A 4935-nucleotide genomic window follows, 5' to 3' on the forward strand; every position below is an offset into this window, starting at 1 on the left:
ACGCCGAAGCGCGCGGCCACCTTCTCCACGATCTTGGCCAGCCACTTGCCGGCTTCCTTCGGGGTCAGCCCGATCATCACCCCGCCGCCGCTGGCCACGCGCCCGGCCAGCTCGGCCGACAGGTGGCGCATCACTTCGGCGGTGAAGCCGCGGGTCACGTAATAGCCGGTCTCACTGGCATCGTCCTTGCCCGAGTTGCCGCCCAGGGCAAACACCTCCAGGCAGGCATGGCGGGTGCTGAGCTCACGCAGGTCGAAGCCTTCGCTGCGGGCCACGTCGGCCACCGAGCGCATCATGATCGTGGTCGACACCGGCAGCTCGATGAACAACGAGGTGAAACCGAACGCACCACCGACCGCGCCGCTGGTGGCCGCTGCCAGCTTGTGCCAGCGCGTGGAGGCGGTCTTGCCGGGCGTATTGTCCATGCTCCACAAGGCCGCCTGGGCGGACTTGAACAGCGCCGCCTCAACCGCGCCGTGGATGCGCCGGGACACCACGTTCGGCAGCTTCTTTACCGCAAACTCCAGCGGCGAGCCGATCAGGTTGGCCATCTTGGCGGTGAGCGTGGGCGATTCCAGCAGCGCGACGGCGCGCTGCAGGTCGGCCCAGTCCTGCGAGGTGGGCAGGATCTGCGTTTCCAGCGGGGGTGGCGTGCTGCGGGAGATGGCGTTCATGGCCCGGATCATAGCGCCGGTGGGTTGAACGGAATGTGCGTTTCCCTCTCCCGCCGCCATCACGGCTGGATCAGGCCGGCAGGCCTGCCAGGGTGCCCATGAACTGCCGGTAGTGGCGCAGTTCGTCGATCGAGTCGTGCACATCGCTCAGCGCGGTATGGCTGGCGGTTTTGCCGACGCCAGCGGCAACACTGGGCGCCCAGCGCTTGGCCAGTTCCTTGATCGTGGATACGTCCAGGTTGCGGTAATGGAAGTATCGCTCCAGCCGGGGCATTTCACGGTGCAGGAAGCGCCGATCCTGGCAGATCGAGTTGCCGCACATCGGCGATGCACCGGCCTTGATCCACTGCGACAGGAAGTTCACGGTCTGCGCTTCGGCCTGGCCCAGGCTCACCTGGCTGTCGACCACGCGCTGCCACAGACCGGAGCGACGGTGCTGGGTGCGGTTCCACTCGTCCATCGCCTCCAGGCGCTCCACCGGATGGTGGATGGCGAACTCGGGGCCTTCGGCCAGCACGTTCAACTGCGCATCGGTCACCACCGTGGCGATCTCGATGATCGAATCGTTGTCAGTATCCAGGCCGGTCATTTCCAGATCGATCCAGATCAGTCGCTCGCCTTCTGCGCCGTTGTCGGCCATGTTCACGCCTTGTGCAAGGGTCGGCGCCGCAGCACCGACCGGGGATGGAGGGGCGTCATGATACCGCCATCGCGTCGTCGTCCCGTCGCGACAGGCTGCGCTATTCCAGCAGCAGGGGCGGCTTGCCGCGCTTGGCGCGGAAGTAATTGGTCAGCCGCGTGCTGGCCTGCTTGGCCAGCACCCCGCCGTGGATCTCCACACGATGGTTGTGGCGGGCATCGCCGAGCAGGTCGAACACGCTGCCGCAGGCGCCGGTCTTGGGGTCACTGGCCGCGTACACCAACCGTGCCACGCGGGCGTGCACGATCGCCATCGCGCACATCGCGCACGGCTCCAGGGTCACATACAGCGTGCTGCCGATCAGGCGGTGGTTGGCGATCGCCCTGCCCGCCTGGCGCATCGCCACGATTTCGGCATGCGCGCTGGGATCGTGGTCGGCGATGTTGAGGTTCCAGCCCTCGCCCAGCACCTGGCCATCGGCGCCGACCAGCAGTGCGCCGACCGGGATTTCGTTGAATTCCTGCTCGGCGCGTTCGGCCAGCGCCAGCGCATGGCGCATCCAGTGTTCGTCCTGGTCGTGCACCGGCACGCCCAGCGGCGGCGGTGCCGGCAGGGACTCAACCATGGCCGTCGGCCTTGCGCACAAACGCCTCGAACGCGGCCAAGGTCGCTTCGCTGACATGGTGCTCGATACCCTCGGCATCGCGTCGGGCCGAGTCGGCATCCACGCCCAGCGCCAGCAGAAAGCGCTCCACGGTCTGGTGGCGGGCGCGCATTTCCACCGCCAACTGCTCGCCGGCCGGGGTGAGAAATACCCCGCGGTAGGGCCGCTGCACCGCCCAACCTTCCTTGACCAGGCGTTTGAGCGCCTTGGCCACGGTCGGCTGGGCCACGCCGAGCCGGGTGGCGATATCCACCTGGCGCGCCTCGCGACCGTCGGCGATCAGGTCGGCGATCAGCTCGACATAATCCTCGACCAGCTCCGAGCGACGCGCCTCGCGCACCTGCACGAAGCCCTCAACGTGGACCTGGGCATCGATCAAGGGCGAGATTTTGCGCGAGGAAGCGGGCATCGGAACTCCAGCGGGCGGCCAGCGGCGACTATGGCAGCAAGGCGCTCAGTTTACCGCACCCCGGCCCGCCGGCCGTGGCCGGGTCCGCTTGGGTCGCGCACGGGCCACCCGGTTGCCGGTTCGCGCGTGCGGTGCACGCGCCGTCCGGGCTACGGCTCAGCGAATCCGGCGCTGTAGCGCCGTCTCCAGCAGCACCTCGCCATCGAGGTTGCGCGCCACCAACGTGCCGCCGTGCGCGCGGGCGAACTCGCTGGCGATGAACAAGCCCAGGCCGAGGCCGCGGCTGTCGTGGAAACTGGCTTTGAACGGCTCGAACAAGCGCGGCAGCAGTTCGTCGGGAATCCGCCCGGCGTTGCGCACCTGCAGCCGCAGCGGCTCGTGCCCGGCGCCGTGCAGGCTCACTTGCACCGGCGCATCGCCGCCGTGCAGCACCGCGTTGCCGATCAGGTTGGACAACAGCTGCGCCAGCCGGTCCGGATCGCCCTGCAGGCGCGTGTCGCCGTCCAGCTGCAGCTCGATGCGTGCCTGCGGGTGGGCGCGTGCGATCTCGGCCACCACCACGGCAGCGACCTCGCCAACGTCGCACTCGTCGCAGTTCAGGCGCAGCCCCCCGGTCCGTATCTTGGAGAAATCCAGCAACTGCTCGACCATCCGCGCCATCCGCTGGGCACTGTTCTCCAGGTGGCCCAGCGTGCGCTGCACGCCGCTGTCGGCCGGCAGGTCCAGCGCGAGCTTGTCCGCACACAGCAGGATCGAGGCCAGCGGCGTGCGCAGGTCGTGGGTGAGTACGGCCATCATCGTTTCATTGAGTTTCAGCGCGTGTTCCAGGTCGTGGTTGCGCGCCTTCAACAGCTGCTTCTGCTGGTACAACTCGATGAAGACGTTGACCTTGCTCATGATCACCTGCGGCTCGATCGGCTTGTGCAGGAAATCCACCGCGCCGGTTTCGTAGCCCTTGAACGCGCGCACCGGATCGTTCGGCGAGGCGGTCAGGAAAATGATCGGCACATCGCGGCTGCGCTGCGAGCCGCGCATCAGTTCGGCCAGCGAGAACCCATCGATCTCGGGCATGTGCACATCCAGCAGCGCCAGCGCCACGTCGTGCTGCAGCAGCAGTTCCAACGCTTCGGCGCCGGAGGCGGCGCACAGGATATTCAGGCCCTCCCGGCGCAGCAGCGCTTCCATCGCCACCAGGTTCTGCGGCACGTCATCGACGATCAGCAGGTTCACGCGGTCATCGGCAGTCGCCCTGGCGGGGTCGATCAGGTTCATCGGATAAGGCCTTTCATGCGCAAGCACAGGGAAGTAAGCGGAAGCACTGCATCGGCGCCAGCGTGGGCCAGTGCCGAGGCAGGCATCAAGGAGGAATAGGCATCGTCGGGCGACTGGATCCAGGCCTGGCCGCCGGCGTGGCGCACCGCAGCCACGCCTTCGCTGCCGTCGGCGCTGGCGCCGGTGAGCAGGATCGCCAGCACGCCGCTGCCGAACACGTCGGCGGCACTTTCAAACAGCGGGTCGATCGCCGGGCGCGAGAACAGCACCGGCGCATCGACGGACAGGGCCAGGGTGTCGCGGTCTTCCACCAGCAGGTGGTAATCCGGCGGCGCGAAGGTCACCGTGCCGGGGCGCAGCGGCTGCTTGTCCTCGGCCTCGCGCACCGGCAACGGGCAGCGCAGGTCGAGCAGGTCGGCGATGCGGCTGGGGCGATCGCGCGGCAGGTGCAGCACCACCAGGATCGGCATCGCCAGGTCGGCCGGCACCGCTTCGAGAAGCGCCTGCAAGGCGCTGACGCCGCCGGCCGAGGCGCCGACCACGATCACGTCGAAATGTTGCCGATGCGGCACGGCGCTCATCAGGCCAGCTTCCGGTACAGGCGCTGCTCGCGCGCGCAGGCTTCGAAATCGTTGGCGTGCGCGCCGAACTGCAGCGATTCCTTGCCGCCCAGGCCGAGGAAGCCGCGGTGCACCAGCGCCTCATGGAACAGCCCGATAGCCCGGTCCTGCAACGCGCGCTGGAAATAGATCAGCACGTTGCGGCAGGACACCAGGTGCACCTCGGAGAACACCGTGTCGGTGGCCAGGCTGTGATCGGCGAAGACGATGTTGCGCTTCAGGCGGCGGTCGAACACGACGCTGCCGTAGCCGCTGGTGTAGTAGTCCGACAGCGAGCCGGTGCCGCCGGCGGCCAGGTAGTTGCGGCTGAACTGCGCGGTGCGCTCCAACGGGAACGCGCCGGATTCGGCGGCCTGCAGCGCATCGGGATTGATGTCGGTGGCATAGAGGATGGACCGGTCCAGCAGTCCCTCTTCCTGCAGCAGGATCGCCATCGACCACACTTCTTCGCCCGTGCTGCAGCCGGCAATCCACAGCTTGATGGACGGATAGGTGCGCAGCACCGGCATCGCGTGCTCGCGCAGCACCTTGAAATACGCCGGGTCGCGGAACATCTCCGAGACCTGCACGGTGAAGTACTGCATCGCCTGGGCGAAGGTCTCCGGCTCATGCAGCAGGCGGTGCTGCAGCTCGCCCATGGTGGCGCAGTCGAAACG

Annotated in this window: 7 protein-coding genes; all 7 read right to left on the bottom strand. The window is 67.7% G+C overall.

Annotated elements, in window-relative coordinates; translation table 11 throughout:
- On the bottom strand, positions 1 to 674 hold a 674-nt coding region (locus ACXJKH_RS14555), incomplete at its 3' end, for an EcsC family protein (RefSeq protein ID WP_457320298.1).
- A gap of 70 nt (positions 675 to 744) precedes the next feature.
- Entirely contained in the window at positions 745 to 1314 is a 570-nt protein-coding gene (gene orn, locus ACXJKH_RS14560) for an oligoribonuclease (protein WP_457320300.1), read from the bottom strand.
- 100 nt (positions 1315 to 1414) lie between these two features.
- Positions 1415 to 1939: a tRNA adenosine(34) deaminase TadA gene (gene tadA / locus ACXJKH_RS14565; protein WP_457320302.1), complete on the bottom strand. Its 525-nt coding sequence runs from the start codon at positions 1937 to 1939 to the stop codon at positions 1415 to 1417.
- A complete protein-coding gene (gene mntR, locus ACXJKH_RS14570) occupies positions 1932 to 2387 on the bottom strand; it encodes a manganese-binding transcriptional regulator MntR (protein ID WP_256777235.1) in 456 nt (151 codons plus the stop codon). The genes tadA and mntR overlap by 8 nt, the downstream gene beginning before the upstream one ends.
- A 156-nt stretch (positions 2388 to 2543) precedes the next feature.
- Positions 2544 to 3659 carry a hybrid sensor histidine kinase/response regulator gene (locus tag ACXJKH_RS14575; protein ID WP_256777236.1) on the bottom strand — a complete coding sequence of 372 codons (1116 nt, stop codon included), beginning with the start codon at positions 3657 to 3659 and terminating at the stop codon, positions 2544 to 2546.
- Entirely contained in the window at positions 3656 to 4240 is a 585-nt protein-coding gene (locus tag ACXJKH_RS14580; protein ID WP_457320305.1) for a chemotaxis protein CheB, read from the bottom strand. Before ACXJKH_RS14580 ends, ACXJKH_RS14575 begins: the two co-directional genes overlap by 4 nt.
- Positions 4240 to 4935, bottom strand: a 696-nt coding sequence (locus tag ACXJKH_RS14585; RefSeq protein WP_457320307.1) for a CheR family methyltransferase, incomplete at its 5' end; no start/stop codon positions are given. The genes ACXJKH_RS14580 and ACXJKH_RS14585, both read right to left, overlap by 1 nt.

The sequence above is a fragment of the Stenotrophomonas sp. P5_B8 genome (genome assembly GCF_054049855.1).

Excerpts from the sequence above, each read along its gene's own strand:
- orn (WP_457320300.1), bottom strand. The coding sequence starts at position 1,314 with ATGGCCGACAACGGCGCAGAAGGCGAGCGACTGATCTGGATCGATCTG.
- tadA (WP_457320302.1), bottom strand. The coding sequence starts at position 1,939 with ATGGTTGAGTCCCTGCCGGCACCGCCGCCGCTGGGCGTGCCGGTGCAC.
- mntR (WP_256777235.1), bottom strand. The coding sequence starts at position 2,387 with ATGCCCGCTTCCTCGCGCAAAATCTCGCCCTTGATCGATGCCCAGGTC.
- ACXJKH_RS14575 (WP_256777236.1), bottom strand. The coding sequence starts at position 3,659 with ATGAACCTGATCGACCCCGCCAGGGCGACTGCCGATGACCGCGTGAAC.
- ACXJKH_RS14580 (WP_457320305.1), bottom strand. The coding sequence starts at position 4,240 with ATGAGCGCCGTGCCGCATCGGCAACATTTCGACGTGATCGTGGTCGGC.